This window comes from Streptococcus suis, from assembly GCF_024509555.1.
GTDB classification, from domain to species: Bacteria; Bacillota; Bacilli; order Lactobacillales; family Streptococcaceae; genus Streptococcus; species Streptococcus suis_AD.
The window spans coordinates 17,713-44,363 of sequence record NZ_JAMWEL010000019.1 but is presented as its reverse complement, the minus strand read 5'-3'; the positions used below and the strand labels follow the sequence as shown (position 1 = coordinate 44,363).

The window sequence follows — 26,651 nt, the reverse complement described above, 5'->3', positions numbered from 1 at the left end:
AAGTATTATTGGTGAACTGGGAGATATTCGCCGTTTTCAGTCTGCCAATCAAATCAATGCCTTTATCGGTATTGACCTGAGACACTATGAATCTGGTAACTTCCTCGCTAAGGAACACATTACCAAGCGTGGCAATCCCTACGCTAGAAAGATTCTGTTCAAATGTATTCACAATATCGCTTCAGCCAGTCACACCAATCCTTGCCATATAGCCGACTTTTATGAGAAACGAAAAAGACAATCGCAAACGACTTCAACGAAGCCGCACACGATTGCCTCCATACATCGTCTCATTCGGACAATGTATTACCTCATTACGCATAATAAGCTTTACGATTATACTTCTACCCAAAATCGGTAAAACTGTTTATGCACTATCATTGTAACACCTTATCAAAAAATTTCAACATAAGGTGTTGGTTTTGTATGCACTTTTTACACTAAAATTTAGTCCAAAAGAAAACAATTTCCTTATTTTGACTATTGAACTCAAAATATTTTTCGTCAAATACCTTGATGAACTTGACAAATGGTAGAAAAAGAGTTCGTCTTCCCACCCCCGCACAGTTGATTAGGCCAGATTTGGAGTGCAAAACACGAACAAATCTGCCAATCAACCACTGCGCTGAGATGTTGACACGAACTCTGAGAAGTGATCCTGGGCTTGAGCCCAGCCTCTATTATTCTTTTCTTTGGCGACGACCCTTACTAGCTCCGAGTCCAACTAGGGAGAGAAGACCTAGGACAGATAGGCCAATACCACTGCTAGCTCCTGTATCTGGTAATTTCTTACTTGTCTCACCTTTGGCAGTGTTTGACTTAGCATCTGCTCCATTGTCTTTTGGAGCATTCTCCTTCAACCAAGCGTCAATGTCAAAGCTTGGAAGAGCTTCTGCCTTAGTACTCTCACCTTTGGCTGTTACCAATTCTGGCTCAGTTTCACTTTGAGCATTTTCCTTCAACCAAGTTTCAATGTCAAAGCTTGGAAGAGCATCTGCCTTAGTACTCTCACCTTTGGCTGTTATCAATTCTGGCTCAGTTTCACTTTGAGCATTTTCCTTCAACCATGCGTCAATATCAAAGTTTGGAAGTGCCTCTGCCTTAGTACTCTCACCTTTGGCTGTTATCAATTCTGGCTCAGTTTCACTTTGAGCATTTTCCTTCAACCATGCCTCAATGTCAAAGCTTGGAAGAGCATCTGCCTTCACACTTTCGCCCTTACTTGTGATGATTTCTGGTTCTTCAACTTTTTCAGGTTCTACAACAGGGGTCTCACCCTCTGGAAGAACAGGGGCTTTCACACCCTCACCGTGGGCTTTCACTTCTCTGTATACTATTGCATACTCACTGAAGGTGGATGCAACGAAGACTACAGACTTAAAGTTCTTTCCTGTTTCATCACTAGCTGTGGTTTCTGTAAAATCTACTTCACTTGGACCTTGACCTGATAGATAAAGGACTTTCTCAACTTCTTTGCCCTCATCAATCGGTACAATCACCAAGGTTTCTCGAGTAGGAGCTACGGCTTGACCCTTGTCATCTACCAAGGAAATGTCATAGAGGTCATAGTCTTGACCAAGCAAGGTTTCTGGAGTATCTGCCGTACCTGATTCTTTATGAGTCACTCTCAAGCCAACAATAGCCTTGCTTTCTCCTGCCTCCAATTGCACCCGAAGATTGGTTGCCTGGTCTTTCAATTCAACATCTTCTGTGTAGGTTTCAACAGGTGTTGGTAGAAGTTCAAACAATTGAAGTTCTCGAACGGTCCACATGGTATTGTTCTTAGTGGTTGGATTGGTGTGAGCTTCAATTGGAATAAACTCAATCTTATCCGCACGAACACCATTGAAGAGGACTGGAATATCAGCTGTCGCAAAGGCAACAGACTTCTCACCTGTATCAAAGACTTGTTGGTCTCCTAAATAAGCCTTGACTTGATACTTGGTCATGGTACCATTCCCAGGCGTACGTTTGGTAATGAGTAATGAATGCAAGTCCTTCTCATTTTTCAAACGAAGGGTAATGGTTTGTGGCAGAGTAATAGCTGGGTTGTTAGCAGTTTCCCAACGCAATTCGGAAACGGTTGACTTGTTGCCGTCCATGAGATTTGCCAGACCAAAACCACGACCATCTTCATAGACGTCCTCACCACTGATCTTAACAGTACGTCCATTGACTTTAGAAAGATACTTATCACCATCTTTTGTCAAGAGGGTAGCAATGGACACTGGTAGCTTATTAATATTGGTCAAGCTTCCACTAGCAACATCGAGAATGGCTGCTCCCTTATCCGCATCTGTAATGCGATAAAGCAATCTCTTGCTGTCGAGTTGTGAAACAAACTCAGCCACATTGCCATTGGAGAGACGAAGGCTTGGATTATTGAGGGCTAGGATATCGTTTTCAAAATTCAAACCGATGTAATTATTCTCATAGAAATCAACAGATGTCACGCTACTTTGTGGACGACCTGGTGTTTCTTGAGTAAGGTAGTTCCAGTTGAATTTTTTGTAGTAGAGGCTGTACCAGTTCTGGTCTCCAGTCTTATGTTCATAGAGAAGACCAAAATCATCGCCACCTAGGTGTTGGATGGAGTTATAGGCAAATTCGCCATCCTGAACCATTTGATGATGAATCCAGACGAGACTACCATCCGCCTGAACTTCGGCAATACGAATGTATCCGTCCATCCTTTGTGTACCAGGACCATTGGCGTTGGACAACAAGACATACTCTTTACCGTTGCGTACAATGCGAATAGCTGATAGCTGAACATATGGATCTGGAACTTCTTGGAAAAGTTCAACTTCGTTAATCCAGCTTGCTCCTCCATCAGTAGAGGTAGCCATGCGAACGGCACCTTTCTTACCACGCATAAACATCTTAATCTGTCCATTATTCAATTGAACAATCGTCGCCTCTGTACCAATCTCACTACCGTTGTTCATGGTAGAAGATTCAAGAACAGTTCCATTAGCTAAACGGCGACCGTCGTTGAAGGACTTACCTGCATGCCAGGTTTCACCATGATCGTCAGAGTAGAAGACTAGTGCTGATTGTGAATTCATACCTCCTGTGTAGCTCAATGAATAAGCTGGAACAACCAATCGACCTGCATGTTCACCAGTATGAAGCACAATACCTGTACCTGGACCCAAGCCCAAGAATTTCATATGTGGTTTCTTGAGATTTGGTGTAATGTCTTTTGGATGTGACCAGGTCACACCATCATCATCACTATAGGACATCCAGATAAAGTTTGCTAGCGCGGTTCTAAATGGTGCTGTTTTTTGCGTTTGGAAATAGATATTGCCGATTGGCTCTGTTCCTGTTCCTTGGTAAATATCCCCGATATTGGCATAGGCAGCACTAGTATCCTGGATATTAACACGGTATTCTGTTGCTTCACCAGCTGGTGTGTAGACACGACCATCCTCTTTCAAGAGATATGGTGCTGTTTCACCAGCCTTATAAAGATTGAGGTAGTGCTTGCCATCTACCACCGTATACTCTGCTTCATAAGTATTTGGTGCTCCAAAAAGGGCCCTGCCTTCTGGATACATATCATAGATCGCAAAAATCCGTTTGGTCGTTGGGTCTTGTACAAGGGCAGTATCAATGGTCAGCGGCGTACCTTGATTCTTATCTGTCGCTCTAGGATTTTCTCGTAGGTCAACAATTTTGATTGTCGAGCCCCATGTTGCACCTTGGTCTGTACTGCGTTTAACAACTTGGGCGATATTCCCCCAGTCACTATAATGATCATGACGTTGGTCCGTAGCAGCAATCAAGGTGCCCTTATCTGTCTTCAAAAGTGCTGGAATACGGAAACTTGCTACTCCATTTTCTGGATTCTTTTGTCCCGAACGACCGCCTTCAAAAACAGTAATCTTCTCTGTAATCTCAGAGCCTTCTTCTTTGATAAGCGGATAGTCCCGACGAACAAATAGGGCAGAACGTTCAGCAATCTCCTCAGCCGTCAAGGCACGATTGTAGACTGTAAAATTATTGACAGAAAGGAATCCAGGTGCCCAGACATTTTGTGTACCACGTTTGGTTTCACCAAGCTGTGCCTTATCCAATCCATTCCCAAAGATGTCTTGACTAGCAGTACCAGTTCCAACCAGTTCACCATTAAGGTATAGATTGACTGCTAGTGAACTATTTTCATTCTGGTTATAGGTAACAGCTAAGGCATTCCATTCCCCGTTATTAGCCCGATAACCACCTGAATTTAATCTTAAGACACGGTCATTGCCAGAGTTACTTTGTAGACGTGATTCAATACCAGCTACACCATTATTTATATATATGTTTGTATATTCATTATTTTGAGTTGTACTAGATAAAGAAAACAAATTATAGAAATTCTGTCCTGAAGCAGGTTGTCCAGCATATTCAAGATAGATAGTTCCTGAGCTAGTTTCTTTGACTTTACTTGTTTCTGCTTCTGTCAATTCATGACGTTTCTTAGAGCTATCTAATTGAATATTATCCAGACGAACCTCTTCAGCACTGGTAAATTCTTGCCCAACCAAGCTCTTTGGTAGAGTTGTAGGATCCACTTCTAATGTGTTTTCTTTTGGAGCTTCTGTAGTAGATGCTGGTGTTTCACTAGCCGGGGCTTCCTCGGTAACAGTCTCCGAACTGCCACTGGTTTCAGATGCAGTGGCTACAGTAGAATTTGTAGTCCCATTGGTAACTGCAGAGACCGTTCCTCCTTCAGGAGTACCTGTCGTTTCTTCCGCTAATGCACCTTGTTGCGATACCACAAACGATGCCAAGATTACACTTGAGAAGAGTGCAACCTTTGTTACTGGTTTTACACTTGAATATTTTTCAGCCATATTTTCCTCCTATGCTTCTCACTTTGTTTGATATATTGTCTCAATGATATATTAACATTTAAAAGGAGAGTTTGCAAGTGATTTTTGCAAACGCTTACTGAATTTTGATAAATAGAGCCTACTAATTATTCTTTTCAACTCATCATCAGATTTCAGTGGCTGGAACACTAACTGTTAAAGCCATATAGAATGATATGTCTGAGCATTAGGTTATCATTTTCATAAGAAACAAATAAAGATTTGGAATTTTATAGTAAACTGAATTACAAACAGGACATATTTAAATCAATTTGAGAACTCTAGAGCTATTTCGAGAGCAAGTTACTAAAACAAACTATGGACACTATCCTTTTCATAATTCAAACCCTATAAATTCAAGTGATAGTATCTGTTCTCCACCAAACCTATTACCGAAAATATAAAAGGACTTAGCCCTGCTCAGTACAGAACTAAATCCTTTGCTTATAATTGTTTATCTAACTTTTGATCCATACAGATACCTGATATAAAACCTTTGAAAAGTAATTTTTCAAAACAAGACTGCTTATTTGATTAGATTTAAGGGAGTAAATAGGTTTAGATTTGGTAGTATAAATAGACTCCGATACCTAATTTCTCCCTTTAGAAATCTCGAGTAATCTCTTCAGTGCTTGCATCCCCTTGCTCATTTTCAACAACTGGAACCACTAAGTCAATTTCAATATCTTCAGATACAACAACAGCATCCTCAACTTCCTCAGTCACATCTACCGTCGGTGCCTTGACAGTCTTAGCCTTAATGGCTTCCAAAATATCCGCAGTGGTCAGGTTTTGTCCTGCAATCTTTTCCTTGATTTGCTCGAAGGTTTCAACAGATTTTTCCTTACCTGACTTGACCAAATCTTCAACAGTCAATTCACCAGTTTCCAGTTGAGTTTTGACTTCTGTGAAACGGTCTGTAGCTTGTTTACCTAAATCCTGAGCCTTGTTGACCAAATCAGCATTGATTTCCTCATGATTTTCCTTGTAGTCATTGGCAAAGTTGACTACCTTTTCTTTCACTGATTTACCAGTTTTACTTGCTAGAAAGGCTGCCGCTGCAGCGCCACCTGCTACACCTAACAAAAGACTAGTTAAGACACTAGATTTTTTTACCATTTTTTTCTCCTTTCTTACCTAAGAGAGATGAGATAGTTGACAAGGCGGAGAGGGCTCCGCCAGCTTTAACAGTATTAGCACCGGCCGACTTGGCTTTGACTGTCAAATCACGCGCCGAAGCATTCAAGTCTGACACGGAGGTTGATAAGTCCGCCACTGCGACAAATAGAGGATCTAAAGTGGAAACCTTACCATTGACATCTTCCACCAACACATTGGTCTTGGCCAAAAGTTCATTGGTCTGGTAGAGCGTCACATTGACATCACTGGTCAAGACCTTAAGGGTTTGTTGGGCCTCGTCCGTCACAGTCCCCAACTTTTTCAATAACAAAACAATATAAACTGCTACTGCTGCGATTGACAGAGCAATTATTAAGACAGAAATTTCAATAATCATATTTTCTCCTTATGATTGATAAAATGGAATAGAAGATTTTCTTCTCCGCACCACAACCATGCTAATTCCGACGAGAATTAGAATACCAGATAGCCATTGGGAAACACGGATTCCCAAGAACATGAGGCTATCTGTCCGCAAGCCTTCTATCAAGAGGCGACCAAAACCATACCAAATCAGGTAAAAGGCTGTGATTTCACCCTGCTTGAGCAGGCGAGTCCTTCTACGTAGGACACAAATCAAGCCAAAACCAAGTAGATTCCATAAGCTTTCAAACAAGAAAGTCGGCTGACGATAAGCTCCTTCAATATACATCTGGTCACGGATAAAGGCTGGCAAATAGTCCAAACTCTCCACTGACTTACCATAGGCCTCCTGGTTAAAGAAATTCCCCCAACGTCCAATGGCTTGAGCGATCATGACTGAAGGAGCCACCACATCCAGAAAATCTAGCGTATTGATAAAACGATGCCGAGTGAAGAAATATAGAACAATTGCCCCTGTAATTAAACCGCCATAGATAGCAATGCCACCATTCCAAATGGCAAAGACAGACAAGAGATTATCCTTGTATTCGCTCCAAGTAAATGCTACGTAATAAATCCTAGCTCCGATGATGGAAAGAGGAAAGGCCAGTAAGATAAAGTCTATAATATCATCTTGCAAAATCTTTTTTCGAGGAGCTTCCTTAGTCGCCAGGTAAACACCCAAGACCAAACCTAGCAAGATACAGATGGCGTACCAACGTATTTCTAAAGGTCCTAATCGAATGGCAATTGGATCCATATTAGCCCTCTTCCCTATTCTGCTCGATAAGATTACCTAGACGCTCTTCAAAAATTTTCGTTGCGTCATACCCCATTTGCTTGGCACGGTAGTTCATGGCTGCAGCCTCGATAACCACTGAAATGTTTCGACCTGTCTTAACTGGGATGCGAATTTGTGGAATAGAAATGCCAGCAATTTCAATAGTATCACCAGAATTCCCAAGACGATCAAAGACCTTGCCCGTTTCATAATTTTCCAGATAGACAGCCAACTGAACTTCTGATGAATCCTTAACGGCGCTGGCACCATACAAGCTCATGATATCGATAATACCGACACCACGGATTTCTAATAAGTGGCGAAGAATTTCCGCAGGCTCTCCCCAAAGGGTCACGTCATCTTTGGCAAAAACATCAACTCGGTCATCCGCCACCAAGCGATGACCACGCTTGACCAATTCAAGCCCGGTCTCACTCTTACCGATACCAGAATCACCTTGGATAAGAACACCCATCCCGTAAATATCCATCAAGACACCATGAACGCTGGTCCGCTGAGCAAGTCGGCTATCTAGATAGGAAGACAATTCCCCTGATAGACGGCTGGTCGCAGTCTTGCTCCGGCAAATAGCAATCTTCTTCTCCTTAGCTGCACGATACATCTCCTCTGGGATTTCCAAACCACGCGCCACAATAATTACAGGCGTTTCTGGTTGAAACATCTGCGAGAGCACTTGGTAGCGGTTATGGGCTGTCATAGCCATCAAATAAGACCACTCTTTCATGCCCATGAGCTGAATACGCTCGGGTGAATAATAATCAAAGTAGCCCGTCATCTCCAATCCAGGACGTGTAATATCAGACGTCGTAATCTCTTTTTGGAGCAGTTCCTCCGTACTGTAAGCACTTTCAATTCGTAAATTTTCAAGCAATTCTTTTACATAAACTGTCATATCTGCCCTCACTTTCAGTTTTATTATATTATACCACAAGCAAGGGGTTGGGGGCGAAACAAGCATTGTTTTTCAATGAAAACTTAGTTAATTCTATTCCAAAGTATGGCAAAAAAAACAGTGAATATGCGCAATTCACTGTTTCATAGAGACCAAACTCGGAAATTTCTATGAGTGGGGTATAGATTAAATAGGAAGGAAGGCCTGATCTCCAGTTTTCTAGCTTTTGGAGTTCATTTCTGGGAACGCCAGTATTTAACCCAAAATGCTACTCAGGATAAATTCACTCCTGTAGCTATATTATACCCCCCCCCCCCCCGAAAAATCAAGTTTTTAAGATATTTTATTCACATATAAAAACACTTTAGCTTTATCAGTATTATTATCCCTTAAAGTCTGCTATACTAGAGAAATAGAAATTGAGAGGAGAATACCATGGAACCATTATTTCTCACACCTGTTATGCAAGAAAAAATTTGGGGAGGTAATCGCCTGAAAACCAACTACCACTACGACATTCCAAGTGAAAAGACTGGTGAATGCTGGGCTATATCTGCTCATCCAAATGGTGTTACTACCGTTTCAAACGGTCGCTATGAGGGGCGTGGGCTTGATGACCTCTATCAGAATGAAAAACATTTATTTGGCAATCCTAAAGACGCGGTCTTTCCACTCTTAACCAAAATTCTAGACGCTGAAGATTGGCTCAGCGTTCAGGTTCACCCTGATGACAACTACGGTCTGGCTCATGAAGGCGAACTCGGCAAGACAGAATGTTGGTACATTTTAGAAGCTGAGGAAGGAGCTGAGATTATTTATGGACACAATGCCCAATCCAAAGAAGAACTCCGCCAACAAATCCAAGCTGGGGATTGGGATAATCTCTTGACCCATGTACCTGTTAAAAAAGGTGACTTTTTCTTCGTTCCTAGTGGTACTATGCACGCCATCGGCAAGGGTATCATGATTTTAGAAACCCAACAATCTAGCGATACTACCTACCGAGTCTATGACTTTGACCGCCGCGATGATGCTGGAAACCTCCGTGAACTTCACATTGAAAAGTCTATCGACGTATTGACAATCGGTCCCGTAGCTAATTCCACACCTGCCCAACTCAAAGTAGGCAAGCTCGACACTACCCTCCTAGTCTCTAATCCCTTCTTCTCTGTCTATAAATGGCAAACCAAGGGAGAAATCCACATGGAGCAAACCGTCCCTTACCTACTCGTCAGTGTCATAGAAGGCCAAGGTGCCATCCAAGTCGGTGAAACCAGCTACCCTATTGAAAAAGGAAGCCACTTTATCTTGCCCGCAGATGTCACGGATTGGACATTTACAGGCCAGATGGAAATCATCGCTAGCCACGCAAATTAGGCCATTAAAAAACTTGAGCTTTTAAAACTCAAGTTTTTTCTTATTTAAACCAAGACTTGTTTATCTTCTCCGCATCCTTTATCTTTCGGGGACCGGTTCCATAACGTTCCGCATCCCTATCTTCCTTGTAGGGCAGGAAGTAAGCACCTGCAAGATAAAGTGCCAGTGTAAGCAGAGAAGTTTTTCCTAAAAACAGGGCAACTATAAAAAGCACACGAGTTACCCAAGCTTCCCAGCCCAATTTATGGGCTAGCCCTGCAAGAACACCCGATACAATCTTACCCTGTCTTAGCTTATACAAATCAATTGACATCTTTTATTCCTTTCACATAGAAAGCACCTTGTCCAGTCTGTGCCTTGATAAAGAGTAAATCATTGCCCGATTTTTCAAACTGGTAGGGACTGGCTTTCTTTTTTCGGTTGACAAAAACCTGACCAGAAGTAGACTCAATCTGACCTTGAATCCCTTGACCTTTTCCTGTCTGTAAGGTCAAAGGAGCCTGGACAAGCTGCACAAACAAGTGTTGTGGATAACCACCGCAAGTCGTCAAGCGGATATCCTGTTGTTTTTTATCCCTTGAACTGCGGATGGAAATATCTTCAAACGGTAAATAATCCAAGCGAGCATCGGCCTGCCCCAACTCCAAGTCCAATACGGACATCCATTCCTGTGGCAAGCTGATCGTCAAACGACAGGCCAAGCCACTGCTAAAATAGAGACATTTTTTTTCTACATAAAGATGAGGAAGTCTATCTTCAGGTGCATCCTGATTGTAACAAATTTCCACACTAAGCTGATTGTTCTTGGATTTTGCAAAGGTCAGCCGCCCTTCAGAAAGTTTTAAAAATAGTGACTCAATCCCTTCAAATGTATAGGCTTGCTTCAACTTAGAAGAGGCAAATACTTTAAAAATTGGCAAGGAAAAATTCAATTTTTCTTTTTCTTCCACAAAAAGAAAGTCAGGTTCTTGGTTCATTTCCTTAAAACAGGCACGCGCCTCTTCCTTGGTCAAGACACCTTTTTCATATAACTCAATTAAGCGTTCTTCTCTCTTTTGCGTCATAGACTCACCTCGATTCTATTCTAGTATATCACAATCCCCACCAAAAAAATCAGCCCGAGGACTGATTCTCTATTCTTTCAAAGTGAGTTTACCCCTACACTTACCACATCGGTATTTTTTTAGGTCAATGCGGCGCTTGCGCTGGTAGACTTGTCCACAGGACTGACATCTGTAAATCAAACTCGGCTTGGCAGTTTGTTCCAGTTTGGGAGCGTAGCGCAGGCCGTCCACCGCAGCCAGCAGTTCCTTGAAGTCCTTATCCCCATGCCGATAGCCCTTCTTCTCATAGTAGAGATGGTAATGGCAAAGCTCGTGGCGGACAATCTTCCGAAAGACTTCTAAACCTTGCTCCTCCAAATGCTTGGGATTAAAGTCCAAGTGGCCATCTTTAGGAAAAAAGCGACCACCCGTTGACCTCAATCGTCTGTTCCAGACTGCGACATGCCGGAATTCCTTACCGAAGTCTTGCAGGGAAACTTCCTGCACATACTTATTCAGATCCATTTGGCTTCAAAAGGCTAAGACCGATACGGTTGCGTTTGATGTCCACTTCGACCACCCAGACGGTTACAATTTCCCCAACTGCGAGAACTTCACTTGGATGAGGCAAGGCTTGTTGGCGTCCATTCTTATCCCGTTTGCGCTTGACCATGCGTGAAATGTGGACCAGACCATCCTCATGGACACCGATATCCACAAAGGCTCCAAAGTCCACAATATTGCGGACCGTACCTTGCAATTCCTGTCCGACTACCAGGTCCTTGACATCCAAGACATCTTGACGAAGGACTGGTGCTTCAAAGTCATCCCGTAAATCACGACCAGGTTTAAGCAAGTCTGCGATGATGTCCTTCAAGGTTTCTTGACCGACACCGATTCTTTCTGCCGTATCCGCGATAGCCACCTGCTTTAATTTTTCCTGCGCAGCCTCATCTAAGTGGTCAATAGCTAGAAGTTCTAACAGGTTTTCCACAGCCTTGTAAGACTCAGGGTGCACGCCAGTATTGTCCAAAAAGTTAGTCGCATCAGGAATTCGCAAGAAACCAGCTGCCTGCTCAAAGGCCTTGTCACCCAGACGAGGCACCTTTTTAAGTTGCTGACGAGAGGTCAGAGCACCATTTTCCTCACGGTACTTGACAATGTTCTCCGAAATGGTCTTGTTAAGACCAGCAACGTGAGCCAAAAGGGCAGGACTGGCCGTATTGACATTGACACCGACCTGGTTGACCACCGTATCAACCACAAAGTCCAGACTTTCAGACAGAGACTTCTGGTTGACATCGTGCTGGTACTGGCCGACACCGATAGACTTGGGATCGATTTTGACCAGCTCAGCCAGAGGGTCTTGCAGACGGCGGGCGATGGAAATGGCAGAGCGTTTTTCGACAGGTAGGTCTGGAAACTCATATCGTGCCAGTTCAGAAGCTGAATAAACAGAAGCTCCGCTTTCATTGACAATAACGTAAGAAACTTCCGGGAAATCCTTGAGCAAATCAGCGACGAAAGCCTCCGATTCACGGCTGGCCGTCCCATTTCCGATAGCAATGATTTCCACTTGGTATTGCCCAATCAAGTCTGCCAAGTCTTTCTTGGCCTGGGCAATTTGGCGCTGACCAGCCGGCTCAACTGGGTAGATGACCTGGGTTGTCAAGAGTTTTCCAGTCTGGTCTACAACCGCCAGCTTAGCCCCTGTCCGAAAGGCAGGGTCAAAACCAAGAACAACCTTGCCTTTGAGGGGAGATACGAGAAGCAGATTACGTAGGTTTTTAGAGAAGAGCTGGATAGCCCCTTCCTCTGCTTCTTCCGTCAATTCTGTCCGAATCCGACGCTCCATAGCAGGCAGAATTTTCTTCTTGATGGCCTGCTGGATGACATCCTTGATGTAGCTATTGGACTGTGGAAAACGTAGCTCAAAGAAGCGAATCATTTTATCCACATTGTGTTCAAAAGAAACCTTGAGAATGCCTAATTTCTCCCCACGATTGATGGCCAAGGTCTTATAACCCTGCATTTTTGCCACCTTCTCTGAAAAATCATAGTAAATCTGAAAGACTTCTTTTTCATCTGCTTCTTGATCTTTTAGCTCTGAAGTAAGGCTTGAATTGGTCTGCACTTCATGGTAGACCCAGGCCCGAAGCTTATTGTCTTCTGAGATCGCTTCGACCAAAATATCCACAGCCCCAGCCAAACAAGCCTGAGCAGTGTCAAAGCCCTCGCAGATAAAACCTTCAGCCTGTTCTTCCAAGTCAGCCACATTCTGCAAAATCAGACGAGCCAGTGGGAACAGCCCTGCCTCACGCGCCACCGTTGCCTTGGTCCGACGTTTTTCCTTATAAGGCAGGTAGAGTTCTTCCACATCTGCCAACTTTTCCGCTTCCTCGATAGCCTGACGGAGCTGGTCTGTCAATTTTCCTTGTTCTTCAATCTTGGCAAGGACAGTCGCTTTGCGTTCAGCAAGAGCAGTCAAGGCCTTGTCCCGATCAATGATAGACTTGATGACTACTTCATCTAAATTCCCCGTCACGTCCTTGCGATAACGTGCAATAAAGGGAATGGTATTGCCTTCAGCCGTCAAAGAGAGAACCGTATCAATCTGTTTTAAACTAACACCCAATTCCTGAGCAATTTTCAAATATTTTTCTTCCATAGCTACTATTATAGCATGAAAGCGTTGTAAATTACCACAATAGAAAAAGCATGTGAGCTACACATACTTTCATTTTTCTTCTTAAAACGCTGCCAAATCTGGGTCTAACCACCCTTTGACACCTGCAAGCTTGTCCAACTGGGCTACGGCCTCTGGACTAATGACTAGGTCATCAATATCCAAATTGGCCTTGATATTTTCTGGGCTGGTTGATTTTGGCAATGGCAGGAAACCTTTATCTAGGGACCAAGCCAGTGCCAGCTGAGCCACGCTGCAACCTGCTTCTTTAGCTAGTTCTGCTGCTTCTTGACTTTGGAAAAGTGTTCCTGTACCAAATGGGCTATAGGCTTCCAAGAGAATGCCTTTGGCTTTGCAGTAGGCTACTAATTCTGACTGTGGAGTACCGGGTGCCAACATAATCTGGTTGACCATGGGTGTGATTTCAGCCGTTTCAAGCAAACCTTCCAGGTGATGTTCCATAAAGTTCGACACCCCGATAGCCTTGACCTTACCTGCACGATACAAGTCTTCCAAGGCTTTCCAAACTTGGGCATTGCGTTCCTTCCAGCCGATTCCGTCACGAATGGCCTTTGGATTTGGCCAGTGGATAAGGAGCAGGTCCAGATAAGCTACACCCAGCTTGGTCATGGATTCCTCAACTGATGCCAATGTGTCCTCCACACCAATCTTGTCATTCCATACCTTGGTTGTCAGGAAAATATCCTCACGCGCCACACTGCTATCCGCAATGGCCTGGCCGACACTGGCTTCATTGCCATAAATCTGTGCCGTGTCAATGTGACGATAACCTGCTTCCAAAGCGTAGAGAACAGCACGATGCGCTTCTTCGCCGTCTGGAATTTGCCAGGTGCCAAAGGCGATTTTTGGAATGGCAACACCATTTGATAATTGATATGTCTTCATAAAAGACCTCCTGTATTTTCTAGTACCAGTATAACCTAAATTGTAAGCCCTGACAAAAATTTTGTAGAAAAAAGACACCCGAAGGTGTCTGCTCACATTTATCTTTAAAACTTATCTTTCGAAATTGATTTTTTTCGCTAACTTATCAATCACTACTGCACCAACCAATAGGGACAGCAATTCTCCACCTGCAGTTGTCAACCAAGTCAAGAAGAATGGCAAATCATATAAGAATTTCAATTCTAGAGCGATTGTAAACATGGTCGCTGCAAAAAAGAATGAGAAATAGAAGAATGCCTTGTTAAACAAGCCACCGAAGAGATAGTCTTTCTTGTATTTTTCAAAGAGGATAACCCCAAGTGTAACAAAGATAAGGGTTGATAATCCACCTACAAAGAGGTCAATCACACCGAAACCAATCAAGTTAGAAATCATACAACCGATGGTCACGGCAATAATATACTTACGGTTGTAAAAGGCCAAGAAATTGAGCATTTCTGACAAGCGGAACTGAATGGCTCCGAAGGAAATAGCATTCAAGGGTGGTGTCAGGGTCAATGCTACATAAATAGCTGCGACAAGTGCAATCTCTGCCAAATCTCTGGCAGTCCATTTAGATGTATTCATGAAAATTCTCCTTTAGCAAAATGCTTGTAATATGCTTGGGTAAAGTGAGCAAGCCCCAAGGGTCGTTGAAAATTCAACAACGTTGTCTAGTATAGCATATTTTCCAAAAAAATGATAGACTATTTCTTATGAAAAAACTATTTTATCAACTCATAAACAACGAAGTCATTCTTTATTTGATTGCAGGTGTGGCGGCAACCCTTGTCTATATGGTCACTCGAATGGGACTGTTCTTAGTCATCCCTTCCATTCTATTGGTTACTCTTTTGGCCAATGCTATTGCCATTCTCTTCGCCTTCTGGACCAACGACCGTTTCGTTTTCAAACAAGCCAGAGAGGGTTGGCCACATCGTCTGATCAAGTTTGCTACAGCACGTATTTCTACCTTGGTTTTGGACATGCTCTTAGCTTATTTGCTAGTACAAGCCTATCCACAATTGATTGGACAATTTGTCAAACATGATTTGACACTTGTCAATGCCATTGCCACACTCTTCTCACAGGTATTGGTCATCGTGCTCAACTATTTCTTGAGTAAATTATTTATTTTTAAAGACAAAAAATGAGGATCCGAACGGAACCTCATTTTTATATATAACTTGTTTTTCCACCCTCATTCTTTATCAATTGGTGTAAATTTCCCCTTAATCCTATTCAAAATGGAAACAATATCCCCATCTCTTGCAAGAAATTCCTCCACTTGCATACTTTGAACACTGGCATTGATAATAGCTCCAATGATAAGAACTTGAGCCATAAAAATAAACCAAAGCATAAAAACAAGGAAAATAACGGCTGTAACCATCCTAAAATCCATCAAGCGGTTGGCATAGTTATCCACATACAGTGCAAAAATTTTTCCAACCGACACCATGGTCAGCAAGACAAAACTTGCACCCGGTAAAACATAGCGAATCTTTTTTATCCGGACATTGGGAAGGAAAAAATAGAGCATACTCAGGGCTGTAAATAAAGCCAATAATCCGATCAATTGCGTTTGGCTAAATATCCCTGCAATCCAAGTATGTTCCAATTGAAACAATTTCTTGATATAGGATACAATCACCTGACCAAAAGTGAGAATGGTCATACTCAGCAGAATAATGACTTGGAGACCAATGCCCAAAAATATACTAATAAGGTGTCCAATAATAAAATCCCTGTGTTCATTGATTCCATAGGCCTTGTTGACGGCTTTCTGAAGAATGGTCATACTGCGAGATAGGGTCCATAGGGTCGTCGCAATCGAAATTCCCAACCAGGATGTAGAAGGTTTAGTCAAAACAGATATCATAAATGCCGACACAGACGGATAAAGCCGATCTGGTACAAATTCCTCTACTACAGACAAAATAGCGTCGATATCAAATGGAAAATAAGGTAATAGATTGGCAAGAGTTAATAAAATCGGGAATATAGATATGAGCAGATAATAGGCCACCGCAACACTGGTCACATCGATATCCGCATTCCGATAAAATGAAAAGAAGGTCGAGCAGAATGTTTTCAAACCTTCAATAAATTTGGTTTTCTTCATTCCCTCTCCTTCTTTCTAGCTATATTAATAACTTCCCTCTTCACCTTGACTGGTCAAAATAACCGGGCCATCTTTTGTGATGACAAACTGGTGTTCATACTGACAAGACAAACCACCGTCAAGTGTTTTGTGAGCCCAGCCAGTCTTCATATCGGTGTCAATTTCCCAAGTACCAGTGTTTATCATTGGCTCGATAGTCAAAACCATGCCTTCACGCAAACGAAGTCCACGACCTTTTGTCCCGTAGTGGGGAACCATTGGCTCTTCGTGGAAGGTTGGTCCCACGCCGTGACCCACCAAGTCACGAACAACGCCATAGCCAAGACCCTCAGCATATTCTTGAATAGCAGCACCGATATCACCGATACGATTGCCAACAACTGCTTGCTCAATACCGCGGTACAAACATTCCTTGGTTACATCCATCAAGTTTTGCACTTCTTCAGAAACCTGACCGACTGCATAGGCCCAACAAGAGTCTGCACAACCACCACGATAGGTTTGAGTGATTTTCTTCATAGCCTTGACATCATTGAAATTTAGCTTAGAAACATCAATAACAGACTTGTCCAAGGGCTCACTAAGAACCATATCGACTTTCAGCAAATCACCTTCTTTAAGCTTGTAGTGACGTGGAAAGGCATGGGCTACTTCATCGTTTAGCCCGCAGCAAGTTGCATAAGGATAATCCATCAACTCACCATCAACACCAATTTGAAGGGGCAAGACATTTTTCTCCTTACAAGTTTTACGAACATATTCTTCCACTTCCCACATGTCAACGCCTGGTTTGATGATGTCGCGCAAACCAATATGAATACCTGCTAGCACATCGCCAGCTCGGTTCATGGCATCAATTTCACGTTGTGACTTAATAGTAATCATTCATTTTCTCCTACATTTCTAAACTGAAATCAGCCCTCTTCAAGCTAAATTTCAAGTATTTTCTCATTTTATGGCTATAGCGGTCACTTCCACGATACTGCTCCACTTGCACAAAACCTGTTTTTTGGGCAACCATCTGACTGGCCACATTTTCCTCATGTGTAATGATGGTTAATTCATTCAGACCGATTTCATAAAAGGTCAGAAAGACCAGGTTTTTCACCGCTTCCGTCATAAGCCCTTGATCCCAGTAGTCTTTTTTTAGGAAATAGCTGAGCTCCGCAGAAAGATGTCGTTCATCGATTTTTTCAAAACAAAGCGCACCAATCATCCGACCTGAAGCCTGATCAATCAAGGCCCAATTTCCCAAAGGTGACCGCATAAATTTTTCAACCATTGTCGCAAGAGCCAGGTTCTTATCTTTCAAGGCTGGAAAGATAAAAGGAAGATTTTCTGGATGGGCAACAATCTCATAGAAATCATCCCCATCTTCATAAGCAAATGGTCTCAAAAACAACCGCTCTGTTTCAAAGCAAGCAAACTTTGCCAGTCTTGTCCAAATTGTCATAGTGTACCCAAGGGGCTGAGAAATTCTCCCAGCCCCAGTTTTTTTTTTTCATTAACTAAGAATTGTATTTGAGAAACGACTTAGTCCTCAATCAGCTGAATATCAGCACCAAGCTCCGTCAATTTCTCAATAATGTTTGAATAGCCACGCAAAATAAACTCAATATTGGTAATTTCTGTGCGACCTTGGGCCATTAAACCAGCAATAACCATTGCTGCACCAGCTCGCAAATCTGTCGCCTTGACTGAGGCACCTGTCAATTGATTTGGACCTTCAAAAGCAATGTGATTACTTCTAGTAAAAATCTTGGCACCAAGATTTGCTAATTCTTGTACGTGTCCAACTCGCTTCTCATAAATCGTATCCGTAATCGTTCCACTACCTTCAGCTCTTAGCAATAAAGGTGTAATTGGTTGTTGCAAATCTGTCGCAAATCCTGGATATGGTGACGTTTTGATGCTGACTGCCTTCAATTTTTCTTGTTTTTCAACAAAGATACTGTCTTCAGAAACGGTCATGCGAACGCCCATTTCTTCCAACTTAGCGATAAAGCTTTCTATATGTTCATACAAAACATTATCAATACGGATACCATTACCAACTGCAGCCGCAAGCGCAATATAGGTTCCAGCTTCGATACGGTCTGGAATCACTTGGTGACGGGTTCCATGAAGGCTGTCTACTCCGTCAATAGTAATGATATCTGTACCTGCACCACGAATATGGGCACCCATATTATTTAGCAAGGTAGCAACGTCAATAATTTCAGGCTCACGCGCCGCATTTTCAATGACCGTACGACCTTCAGCTTTTACAGCTGCAAGAATCGTATTGATAGTTGCCCCAACACTGACAACATCCATAAAAATATGCGCTCCATGGATTCGCTGACCATTTGTTGATAAGCGCATATTCTCACCTTCATAGGTAGTTTCAGCACCCATGGCAGCAAATGCTTTCAAGTGCAAATCAATGGGACGTGGCCCCAAATCACAACCACCTGGCAATCCAACTACAGCCTGACCAAAACGGCCAAGAAGTGAGCCATAAAAATAGTATGAAGCCCGTAAGCTATTGATTTTACCAAAAGGCATTGGCATATCTTTCACGCCACGAGGGTCAATCTCAAGTGATTCACCATCGCGCTTAACAGTCGCACCCATTGTTTCCATGATATCAATCAAACTATCGACATCTGAAATTGCTGGAACCCCATCAAGAGTAACTATCCCATCTGCAAGAATGATGGCAGGAATCAAGGCTACTACAGAATTCTTCGCACCGCTAACTGTAACCGAGCCTTTTAACTCCTTTCCACCATTGATAACTATTTTTCTCATACTAACTATTCTCTTTCTCTTATTATCCCCATAAAAAGGCATACGTTTCATTCTACCACAAGAGGAGGTAAAAAGCTAGTTATTTGATAGGCAAAAAACAGGAGCATGTTTGTCTCCTGTTTTGAAAATATTCCTAGTTGATCTTTTGTAGTTCTGCTTGCAAAGCATCTACTTTATCCAAGCGTTCCCATGGCAAGTCAATATCTGTACGACCCATGTGACCATAGGCTGCCGTTTGCTTGTAAATCGGACGTTTGAGGTCCAACATTTGAATAATACCAGCTGGGCGCAAATCGAAAATCTGACGAACAGCTGCTTCCAATTCACTCTCTGCTACTGTACTTGTGCCAAAGGTGTCTATGCGAACTGAAACTGGATGAGCAACACCGATAGCATAGGCCAATTGAACTTCAGCCTTTTTAGCCAAGCCAGCTGCTACGATATTCTTGGCAATGTAACGTGCTGCATAAGATGCAGAACGGTCCACTTTTGTCGCATCCTTACCAGAGAAGGCACCGCCACCATGACGAGAATAACCACCATAGGTATCAACGATAATCTTACGACCTGTCAAACCAGAGTCCCCTTGAGGTCCGCCAATGACAAAGCGACCAGTTGGGTTGATAAAGTAGTTGGTTTGGTCATCCAGATAATGAGCTGGAATGATTTCCTTAATCACACGTTCAATGACATCCTGACGAATTTTCTCCTGGCTAACTTCTGGATCATGCTGGGTCGAAATAACGACTGTATCCACACGAACAGGTTGATTGTCTTCATCGTATTCAACTGTTACCTGTGACTTAGCATCTGGACGGAGATAAGCAATTTCACCAGATTTTCTCAACTCGGCCAAACGACGCACCAATTTGTGACTAAGTGAAATTGGCAAGGGCATTAGTTCAGGCGTTTCATCTACTGCAAAACCAAACATGAGCCCCTGGTCACCTGCACCAATCAAATCCAATGGATCTTGACTAGCATCTTGACGAGTTTCCAAGGCTTCATTGACACCTTGAGCAATATCTGGCGATTGTTCTACAAGTGACGGATGAACCCCAACCGACTCAGCTGAAAAACCATACTCACCTTTTGTATAGCCAATCTCCGCAATCGTATCACGTACCACACGGTTAATATCCACATAGGCAGTGGTTGAAATCTCTCCAAAGACATGAACACTACCTGTGTAAACAGCCGTCTCTGCCGCTACGTGCGCATCGGGATCCTCTGCTAAAATAGCATCCAAAATAGCATCTGAAATCTGGTCAGCAATCTTATCCGGATGTCCTTCCGATACTGACTCAGACGTAAACAACTTACGTTCTGACATAAAAATGTCCCCCTTAAAATAGAATATATGCTAGAAACCTAGCGGGTTACTAAGGTTACAAAGAACTAGTCGAAGACTAGTTCTTTGCGAAAGACACCTGTCTTAAGCAAAGGAAAATTTCCAGGTACCCAACGAGAAAGACAATACCAGACTGTATGAAATCAGCCTTATTTGAAGAAAATAGTGACTGAAGTGTAGTAAAGTTTTTACGCTTACTATTCAATATTACCAGTTTCTTTAATTGTGTTTCAAGTGTTTCTGCAAATATTAACTAGTCTATAAACTACCTTTTCGGGACTTAATAACGTCTCTAGTATAGCATAGATTGACCGACTATCCTAGCATTTTCTTAAAAATAAAGAGGGTTGTTCTATACAACCACTCTTCTACAAAATCATTAGATAAATTCGGCATCTGCAATTGCCTGTTTAACCACCTCTAGAGGCAAATGAACCAACTCACAGCCCTTTTCTTTATACAAGTACTGAGCATAGTCATCCATACGGTATTCATTGATATAGACAACCCGCTTACAACCAACCTGTAACAATTGCTTAGAGCAGTTGAGACATGGGAAATGGGTCACATAGGCAGTAAATCCGTGCGGAATACCCCTTTCTGCCCCTTGCAAGATGGCATTGACTTCCGCATGCAAGGTTCTAGCGCAATGACCATCAATCATAAGGCATTCCTGATCCAAACAATGCTCGGTACCTGAAACAGAGCCATTATAGCCCGTTGCCACAACCTTATTATCCTTAACCAAAACAGCACCAACCTTGGCCCGCTTACAAGTTGCCCGATTGGCAATCAAGAGGGCCTGAGCTGCAAAATACTCATCCCAGGCTAAACGATTTGTTGACATGATTACTCCTCTCCACTCAATCCACCATTCCATAAATTTCGGCTATGTCTTGGGCTGTGATAATTCCCACCAGATCTTCTGGCGAATGAATCTTTCCACCAGCTTGACGAGTAACCAAAACAGTTGTCCGTTTTCTTCCTTCAAAATGATTAATCAGCTGGTAAAGACTTGTATCAGTTGGTAAAATAAGCACCTGAATACTATCCTCCTCGCAAGCCAAGACATCAGCCAGACTGGCTTTTTCTAATTTTTCACGGATAGAGCCCGTTTCCTTGCTAGCCTTGGCCAACCAATTTGCCAATCCCTTATCTGATACCAAACCCTGATAGGATGTGCCTGAAAAGATAGGAAATTTGGAAACATGCTCACGTTCCACAATTTCCAAGGCCTGGGTCAACTTATCCCGACTATCAAAAAGAATAGGCTTGATTTTCTGGGTCTTTTGCAAATAGGTTTCAATGGTCATGGGTGCTTGGTACTGGGCAATGACCTTTTCCAAAACTGAAATCAACTCCTGTGAAGGTTGAGCCACTTCTTTCAAGCCTGTTCGTCTTTCATGGACCATAAGATTACGTAACTGCCGAGCTACATAGAGATTGTCCCAGTTGGCTTGGACAGGATTGACTGGGCTTAAGTCCTTGGCCTTGGCCAACATAGAACCAACGTCCGCATGTTCCCCATCCTCAACTTGACAGACCTTGCGCAAGACCTTGTCCAGGTCATTGAAGAGCTCTAAAAAACGGTTTTCATTCATCTTAGTCTACCATTGCTGATTTCAAATAAGTATCCACCATTCGCTCAGTCGCATGGACCGAATCCAAATGGGTCCGCTCGTAGGAATGGCTAGACTCGATTCCAGCACCAAGCAGGGCGTGCTTGACATCTGCACCTGCTCGCATAGCCGCTGAAGCATCCGAACCATAATATGGATAAATGTCTAATTTATATGGAATACCATCCCTATCCGCCAAGGCTACCAAGTGCTGACGGAGTTCGTAATGATACGGGCCTGAACCATCTTTGACACAGATAGAAACTGTGTACTCATCTGTCTGCTGGTCGTCGCCCATTGCCCCCATATCCACCGCCAGATACTCAACCACCTGAGCAGGAATGCTGGAGTTAGCACCGTAGCCAATCTCTTCATTATTGGAGAAATAGAAATGGGTGGTATAAGGCAAGGTCACTCCCTCTTCCTTATAGACCTTCAAAAGATGGAGCAAGATAGCAGCTGAAACCTTGTCGTCAAGGTGGCGACTCTTGATAAAACCTGTTTCTGTCACAATAGTCCTTGGATCAAAGGAGATAAAATCACCTACTTCAATGCCTAAGGCCCGTGTCTGATCGGCACTAGTCACTTTTTCGTCCAAACGAATTTCCATATTGGTCTGGTTCCGCTCGGCTGTGCTGGCATCTCGATAGACATGGACAGAGGTCTGATGCATCAAAATCGTACCAGTAAAGGTCTTGCCATTTTTTGCACAATGGATGAGGCAGTTTTCTCCCTCAATAGAAGGGTAGCCAAATCCTCCTACCAAATCCATTTTTAGTCGGCCGTCTGGCTTGACTGCACGGACTATGGCACCCAAAGTATCCAGATGAGCAGTCACCATGCGGTGTTCTTGGTCATTTTCTCCGAGAACTGTTACTAAAACACCACCCTTGGCAGTTTTGACAGCTTCATAGCCGAAACCCTCCACTTCTGCCTTGATGTAGTTCATAATGTCTGTCGTATAGCCCGTTGGCGACGGTGTATTGGTTAGTTTAACGATGTAATCAAGTGTCTTCATGAAAACCTCCTTATTTTAAACTATTATATCATGTTTTAGGACATTTTTTTGCTATAATGAAGACATGAAAACCTACCAGAAGATTTATTTACTGTTAAAAGAAAAAGAAGACTACATCAGCGGAGAGGATTTGGCACAGGAATTGGGTATTTCTCGGACTTCCATCTGGAAAGCCATTCGCCAGTTAGAAACACACGGACTGACCATTGAGGCAGCACGCAATCGTGGCTATAAATTGGCCGAGGGGGATTTGCTTCTACCAGACTTGATTGCCGAAGAACTCCAACTACCTGTCCATCTCAAAGCCGACAGTGATTCGACCCAATTGGATGCAAAACAAGGGATTGAAATAGGACACAATAGTCCAGCCCTCTACCTGGCTCCACATCAAAATAAGGCCAAGGGCCGCTTTGGGCGTCCATTTTATGCCTCCAAGTCAGGTGGTATCTATATGTCCCTCCGCCTTTCTCCAAATGTCCCCTTCCTGGAATTTAAACCCTACACCATTCTAGCTGCCGCTGCAGTTGTTAAGGCTATCCAGTCCCTCTGTGACCTGGATGTTCAAATCAAGTGGGTCAATGACATTTATCTAGGACAGAAAAAGGTAGCTGGCATTTTGACAGAAGCCATCTCTTCTATGGAAAACCAACGGGTGACCGATGTTATCATTGGAATTGGTATCAATGTTCATATCGATGATTTTCCAAAAGAGCTCCAGCAATCTGCAGGCAACCTCTTTGATGACCAGCCACCGTTTACCCGCAATCAGCTAATTACAGCCATCTGGAAAGCCTTTTTAGAAACTGATGAAAAAGAATTGATTGCCCTTTATAAAGAAAAATCACTTGTCGTGGGGCAACAAGTGAGCTTTGTAGAAAATCAGGTTGAATTCAGGGGAACGGCCATTGCCGTCACCGACACAGGCAATCTTGTCATCCAGCTAGATAACGGCAAGGCAAAAATCATCTCCAGTGGAGAAATCAGTCTTACTTCTTGGTCTTCTTCTCCACCAAACGAATAAAGCGGGTCACCTTGTAGGCAAAGTGGAGATTGCGAAAGGCGATAAAAGCAAAAATACCCGCAAGCAAAAAATCCTTGGAGAGTATAGAGATATTCATAAAGTAAACTGCAATAATTGTCGAAATAGACAAGAAAAGAAATTGTGACATTTTCATAGCTAAATTATACCAAAAAATCAGTCAACTGGCTGATTTTTTATATCCCTTCTTTCTATGTATGCTAGCTAAACAAGAAAACACCAACTCAGTCGGTGCTTTCTTAAGGAGATTATGAAAAATATTTAGGATTGATTATAGTATACCTTAGTCAATCATATTCCACCTCAGTCCTAAGACCGATATTGCTATCAATCATTTACTATCTCAACGGTGTCTGCTAGAAAGCCAAATTCTTCTGGAACAGGGCTCTCTTCTTTAACTCTTTCTTGTGTTTTTTGCCCCTTGGCCTTGGCTGAAAATTCAGCTCGTATGCTGACCCAATCTTCTTGAGCAATGGCCAAAATCTGTGGTGAAAAACCTGCGGCCTTGCTGAGAATGTTGCCAAACATAGTGTTGAGATTATCACGTTTCATGGTCTGTTCGGCATTGAGTGGAGATTCAAAAGCAAGGATGGCGTGGTTTTCATTGGCAGCTACTGGCTGGGAACCAACAAGCAAGGCACGATCTGCTCCTGACAAGCTCTCAATAATTTCACCCCAGGCATTTTGCAGGCGGGTCAAATTCTCACGCGCCTGAGCTGGATTTTCCATGGCTTCCTGCAAAATAGCATGAACCTTGCTGGTATCCAGTCGGTATTTTTTCGGAGCCTGTGGCTTGCGTGAAACTGGCTTGACAGCACTTGGCTGGCTAGAGAGTTGGCTTAATTGCTTCTGTAAGTCAGCCACTTGTTCTTGTAGTTTACTGATTTGGCTGACCAAATCCGCTGGCAGCTCTGCCATTGCCCCAGAAGACAAACCACTTTCAGCCAAACGAATAGTCATCATTTCAGCGTAAATCTTGGGTTGGGGACTGGACTTGATGTCCGCTAAGCCCTTGGTCACCAGCTCAATCATGGTAAATATGCGAGCCTGATCCAGTGCCAGATTTTCCGTAAAACCAGCCGTCAGATGGGTATCCTCACCGCCCGTCTGCACAATCAGCAAATCCCGCAGATAATGCAAGAGGTCCGTCGCAAAACGGCTCATGCTCTTACCCTGGTCAAACAAGGTCTGCAGATGACCCAGTGCCGACACACTATCCGCCTGGCGAAGGCTAGCTACATAGTCATCCAGAGCGCGTAGGCTAATGGAGCCCGTGATTTCTTCAGCAATTTCCAAGGTAACCGTCTGGTCGTGACTTAGACTGAGGGCCTGATCGAGAATAGACAGGGCATCCCGCATCCCACCTTCTGCCCGACGGGCAATGATGGTCAAAGCCTGATCGTCGAAAGACAGACCCTCCTGGCTCAAAATCTTAGCCAAATGGGCCTGAATATCCGTCACCTTGATAGACTTGAACTCGAAACGCTGCACCCTAGACAAAATGGTCGCAGGAATCTTGTGCAACTCCGTCGTGGCTAGGATAAAGACCACATTCTCAGTCGGCTCCTCCAAGGTCTTCAGGAGGGCATTAAAAGCCCCGGTTGACAGCATGTGGACCTCGTCAATGATATAAACCTTATAGGTCGCAAGACTTGGTGCGTAGGTCGATTTGTCCCGAATATCACGGATTTCATCAACACCATTGTTTGACGCAGCATCAATCTCAATCACATCTTCCAGACTACCCTCAGTTATGGCCTGACAGATATAGCAATCATTACAAGGCTCGCCAGCCACCTGATTGGGACAGTTCATGGCCTTGGCAAAGATTTTGGCCGCCGACGTCTTCCCCGTGCCACGCGGACCTGAAAAGAGATAGGCATGGCTGATTTTCCCCTGCTCAATGGCCTGCTTGAGGGTGGTCGCAACCACTTCCTGCCCCACCATCTCCCCAAAGGTCTGGCTCCGGTACTTCCGATATAAAGCTTGGTACATTACCCTTTTTCTCCAAACATCGCAAAATTCCAGTCCGTTTTCTCTACAAGGAGGGCAACGAACTCTTCTAGGTATTTTTGGTCAATGGCATCATAATCAGCTACCAGTCGGGAATCCAAGTCCAGAACGCCCAGCAACTGACCGTTCTTCACCATAGGCACCACAATTTCTGATAAGGCTGACGCATCGCAGGAAATGTAGTTGTCATGCAGACGAACATCGTCTACGATAATAGTCTGGCCTTTGGCAGCAGACTCACCGCAGACACCCTTTCCAAGTGAGATATGAACGCAGGAAACGCCACCTTGAAAAGGCCCCAAAATCAATTCCTGACCATCATACAAGTAAAAACCTGTAAAGACAGAATTTGGTAGAGCTTGATTGAGCAAAGCAGAAGCATTTGATAGATTGGCTAAAGCATTGGTTTCGCCCTCTAAAAGCGCCTCCAACTGAGCCAAAAGTAATTGGTAATTTGATTTTTTTTCTTCTTTATTCATAGGTACATTATAGCATAGAAAGACGGAGCATGACAGTAGGTACTGTTAGAAACCAGCAAAAA

At 43.3% G+C, this 26,651-nt stretch carries 26 protein-coding genes and 1 riboswitch; of the genes, 4 read left to right on the top strand and 22 right to left on the bottom strand.

The window, feature by feature from the left end; all coding sequences use genetic code 11:
• On the top strand, positions 1 to 361 hold a 361-nt coding region (locus tag NF418_RS08355), incomplete at its 5' end, for a transposase (RefSeq protein ID WP_256779197.1).
• Positions 362 to 680: 319 nt separating this feature from the next.
• Here NF418_RS08355 and NF418_RS08350 read toward each other — a convergent pair.
• The 5 genes from NF418_RS08350 to hprK form a co-directional block, all read right to left on the bottom strand.
• A complete protein-coding gene (locus NF418_RS08350) occupies positions 681 to 4,847 on the bottom strand; it encodes a sialidase domain-containing protein (RefSeq protein WP_256779196.1) in 4,167 nt (1,388 codons plus the stop codon).
• Positions 4,848 to 5,468: 621 nt separating this feature from the next.
• The gene (locus tag NF418_RS08345) at positions 5,469 to 5,984 is read right to left on the bottom strand and encodes a YtxH domain-containing protein (RefSeq protein ID WP_256779195.1); all 516 of its coding nucleotides are present in this window, start codon (positions 5,982 to 5,984) and stop codon (positions 5,469 to 5,471) included.
• The gene (locus NF418_RS08340; RefSeq protein WP_029185975.1) at positions 5,968 to 6,378 is read right to left on the bottom strand and encodes a DUF948 domain-containing protein; all 411 of its coding nucleotides are present in this window, start codon (positions 6,376 to 6,378) and stop codon (positions 5,968 to 5,970) included. The genes NF418_RS08345 and NF418_RS08340 overlap by 17 nt, the downstream gene beginning before the upstream one ends.
• Positions 6,379 to 6,390: 12 nt before the next feature.
• Positions 6,391 to 7,167, bottom strand: coding sequence for a prolipoprotein diacylglyceryl transferase (gene lgt, locus NF418_RS08335; RefSeq protein ID WP_256779194.1), 777 nt, complete (start codon positions 7,165 to 7,167; stop codon positions 6,391 to 6,393).
• A 1-nt stretch (position 7,168) separates the two neighbouring features.
• Positions 7,169 to 8,101 carry an HPr(Ser) kinase/phosphatase gene (gene hprK, locus NF418_RS08330; RefSeq protein ID WP_105108979.1) on the bottom strand — a complete coding sequence of 311 codons (933 nt, stop codon included), beginning with the start codon at positions 8,099 to 8,101 and terminating at the stop codon, positions 7,169 to 7,171.
• Between the two features lie 435 nt (positions 8,102 to 8,536).
• Between hprK and manA the strand changes: the two genes are divergently transcribed.
• Entirely contained in the window at positions 8,537 to 9,478 is a 942-nt protein-coding gene (gene manA / locus NF418_RS08325; protein WP_256779193.1) for a mannose-6-phosphate isomerase, class I, read from the top strand.
• 40 nt (positions 9,479 to 9,518) lie between these two features.
• Here manA and NF418_RS08320 read toward each other — a convergent pair whose 3' ends face one another.
• The 6 genes from NF418_RS08320 to NF418_RS08295 all read right to left on the bottom strand — a co-directional run bounded on the left by NF418_RS08320 (position 9,519) and on the right by NF418_RS08295 (position 14,740).
• Entirely contained in the window at positions 9,519 to 9,791 is a 273-nt protein-coding gene (locus NF418_RS08320) for a PspC domain-containing protein (RefSeq protein WP_256779192.1), read from the bottom strand.
• Positions 9,781 to 10,542, bottom strand: coding sequence for a hypothetical protein (locus NF418_RS08315; protein ID WP_256779191.1), 762 nt, complete (start codon positions 10,540 to 10,542; stop codon positions 9,781 to 9,783). The genes NF418_RS08320 and NF418_RS08315 overlap by 11 nt, the downstream gene beginning before the upstream one ends.
• 69 nt (positions 10,543 to 10,611) lie before the next feature.
• Positions 10,612 to 11,046 (bottom strand): SprT family protein, encoded by a 435-nt coding sequence (locus tag NF418_RS08310; protein ID WP_256779190.1) that lies wholly within the window; start codon positions 11,044 to 11,046, stop codon positions 10,612 to 10,614.
• On the bottom strand, positions 11,033 to 13,189 hold the full coding sequence (locus NF418_RS08305; RefSeq protein WP_256779189.1) for a Tex family protein: 2,157 nt from the start codon (positions 13,187 to 13,189) through the stop codon (positions 11,033 to 11,035). The genes NF418_RS08310 and NF418_RS08305 overlap by 14 nt, the downstream gene beginning before the upstream one ends.
• 81 nt (positions 13,190 to 13,270) lie before the next feature.
• Positions 13,271 to 14,113 (bottom strand): aldo/keto reductase, encoded by an 843-nt coding sequence (locus NF418_RS08300; protein ID WP_256779188.1) that lies wholly within the window; start codon positions 14,111 to 14,113, stop codon positions 13,271 to 13,273.
• Positions 14,114 to 14,224: 111 nt separating this feature from the next.
• On the bottom strand, positions 14,225 to 14,740 hold the full coding sequence (locus tag NF418_RS08295; protein ID WP_172024395.1) for a QueT transporter family protein: 516 nt from the start codon (positions 14,738 to 14,740) through the stop codon (positions 14,225 to 14,227).
• Positions 14,738 to 14,839, bottom strand: a riboswitch (PreQ1 riboswitch). It overlaps the preceding gene by 3 nt.
• Before the next feature lie 29 nt (positions 14,840 to 14,868).
• On the opposite strand from NF418_RS08295, the gene NF418_RS08290 reads away from it, so the two are divergent.
• The gene (locus NF418_RS08290) at positions 14,869 to 15,306 is read left to right on the top strand and encodes a GtrA family protein (RefSeq protein ID WP_256779187.1); all 438 of its coding nucleotides are present in this window, start codon (positions 14,869 to 14,871) and stop codon (positions 15,304 to 15,306) included.
• A gap of 47 nt (positions 15,307 to 15,353) precedes the next feature.
• Here the strand turns inward: NF418_RS08290 and NF418_RS08285 are convergent, their stop codons facing one another.
• The 8 genes from NF418_RS08285 to NF418_RS08250 all read right to left on the bottom strand — a co-directional run bounded on the left by NF418_RS08285 (position 15,354) and on the right by NF418_RS08250 (position 23,058).
• The gene (locus tag NF418_RS08285) at positions 15,354 to 16,277 is read right to left on the bottom strand and encodes a YihY/virulence factor BrkB family protein (protein ID WP_256779186.1); all 924 of its coding nucleotides are present in this window, start codon (positions 16,275 to 16,277) and stop codon (positions 15,354 to 15,356) included.
• 24 nt (positions 16,278 to 16,301) lie between these two features.
• Positions 16,302 to 17,162 (bottom strand): methionyl aminopeptidase, encoded by an 861-nt coding sequence (locus NF418_RS08280; protein WP_172097115.1) that lies wholly within the window; start codon positions 17,160 to 17,162, stop codon positions 16,302 to 16,304.
• A 10-nt stretch (positions 17,163 to 17,172) separates the two neighbouring features.
• Positions 17,173 to 17,730, bottom strand: coding sequence for a GNAT family N-acetyltransferase (locus tag NF418_RS08275; RefSeq protein ID WP_256779184.1), 558 nt, complete (start codon positions 17,728 to 17,730; stop codon positions 17,173 to 17,175).
• A gap of 80 nt (positions 17,731 to 17,810) precedes the next feature.
• Entirely contained in the window at positions 17,811 to 19,070 is a 1,260-nt protein-coding gene (locus NF418_RS08270) for a UDP-N-acetylglucosamine 1-carboxyvinyltransferase (protein WP_256779183.1), read from the bottom strand.
• A 133-nt stretch (positions 19,071 to 19,203) separates the two neighbouring features.
• Positions 19,204 to 20,403 carry a methionine adenosyltransferase gene (gene metK / locus NF418_RS08265; RefSeq protein ID WP_256779182.1) on the bottom strand — a complete coding sequence of 400 codons (1,200 nt, stop codon included), beginning with the start codon at positions 20,401 to 20,403 and terminating at the stop codon, positions 19,204 to 19,206.
• 397 nt (positions 20,404 to 20,800) lie between these two features.
• Complete coding sequence (locus NF418_RS08260; protein ID WP_256779181.1) at positions 20,801 to 21,268, bottom strand: deoxycytidylate deaminase; 468 nt, start codon at positions 21,266 to 21,268, stop codon at positions 20,801 to 20,803.
• 16 nt (positions 21,269 to 21,284) lie between these two features.
• The gene (locus NF418_RS08255) at positions 21,285 to 22,022 is read right to left on the bottom strand and encodes a hypothetical protein (protein WP_256779180.1); all 738 of its coding nucleotides are present in this window, start codon (positions 22,020 to 22,022) and stop codon (positions 21,285 to 21,287) included.
• A gap of 1 nt (position 22,023) precedes the next feature.
• Positions 22,024 to 23,058 (bottom strand): M42 family metallopeptidase, encoded by a 1,035-nt coding sequence (locus tag NF418_RS08250; RefSeq protein WP_256779178.1) that lies wholly within the window; start codon positions 23,056 to 23,058, stop codon positions 22,024 to 22,026.
• 64 nt (positions 23,059 to 23,122) lie between these two features.
• Here NF418_RS08250 and birA point away from each other — a divergent pair, with 64 nt between their 5' ends.
• A complete protein-coding gene (gene birA / locus NF418_RS08245; protein ID WP_256779177.1) occupies positions 23,123 to 24,079 on the top strand; it encodes a bifunctional biotin--[acetyl-CoA-carboxylase] ligase/biotin operon repressor BirA in 957 nt (318 codons plus the stop codon).
• Here birA and NF418_RS08240 read toward each other — a convergent pair.
• The 3 genes from NF418_RS08240 to NF418_RS08230 form a co-directional block, all read right to left on the bottom strand.
• Complete coding sequence (locus NF418_RS08240) at positions 24,045 to 24,227, bottom strand: DUF3272 family protein (RefSeq protein ID WP_256779176.1); 183 nt, start codon at positions 24,225 to 24,227, stop codon at positions 24,045 to 24,047. The two genes, birA and NF418_RS08240, sit on opposite strands and share 35 nt — an antisense overlap.
• Before the next feature lie 197 nt (positions 24,228 to 24,424).
• Positions 24,425 to 26,092: a DNA polymerase III subunit gamma/tau gene (gene dnaX, locus NF418_RS08235; RefSeq protein ID WP_256779175.1), complete on the bottom strand. Its 1,668-nt coding sequence runs from the start codon at positions 26,090 to 26,092 to the stop codon at positions 24,425 to 24,427.
• Positions 26,092 to 26,589 (bottom strand): GAF domain-containing protein, encoded by a 498-nt coding sequence (locus NF418_RS08230; RefSeq protein WP_256779173.1) that lies wholly within the window; start codon positions 26,587 to 26,589, stop codon positions 26,092 to 26,094. The genes dnaX and NF418_RS08230 overlap by 1 nt, the downstream gene beginning before the upstream one ends.
• Positions 26,590 to 26,651 lie beyond the last annotated feature (62 nt).